Here is a 534-nt window from a genome sequence, read left to right as displayed (position 1 = left end):
TTACCGCCGTCGGCATCGATGGCCTGGCGTATCTCGGGGGTCAGCAGGCGATAGCGATAGGCATCGAGTGCCGCCTGAGGATCGTCGTCGAGTAGATCGGTGTCGCGCCAGGTCAGGGTGTCGATCACCGACGCAGCGCCATCGTTCCCAGTGAGCTCGGTGAGCACCTCGGCCAGCGCGGGCGTGACGCTCGATAGATCGTCGGCATGCACCAGCAGTACGAAGCGGTCCTCGAAACTCGTGCCCAGCTTGGCACTGGCACGTTCCACCAGCGGGGCCTGACGATCCTCCGGCAGCATGGCGGTCAGCCGGGTGTCTGCAGGCAGGCCGTCGCGCAGCAGCCAGCCGAGTGCCACCAGACACAGCAGATGGGCGGCTAGCCAGGCCCAGGCGAGATAACGGGGCGCGCGCGTGGCGGTGGGCAGAGGCGACATGAGAAGTCCTGGCGATCCGGTCAGCGGGTATCGGCGTCGGGTAGGGCGTCGATCGCTTCGGGCGTCAGCGGCGTCTGGTCGCTGAAGTCGACGCTCAGGC

1 pseudogene is annotated in these 534 nt (G+C 67.4%); it reads right to left on the bottom strand.

Features of this window, described 5'->3' with window-relative positions:
• Nucleotides 1-434 (bottom strand): annotated as a pseudogene (locus OP496_RS18325) (hypothetical protein); the annotation flags it as partial.
• Nucleotides 435-534: the final 100 nt, after the last annotated feature.

The sequence above is a fragment of the Chromohalobacter sp. 48-RD10 genome, from assembly GCF_029889785.1.
In the GTDB taxonomy this organism is placed as follows: Bacteria; Pseudomonadota; Gammaproteobacteria; order Pseudomonadales; family Halomonadaceae; genus Chromohalobacter.
The sequence above is the reverse complement of the archived record's forward strand: the minus strand, read 5'-3'. Positions and strand labels throughout refer to the sequence as shown.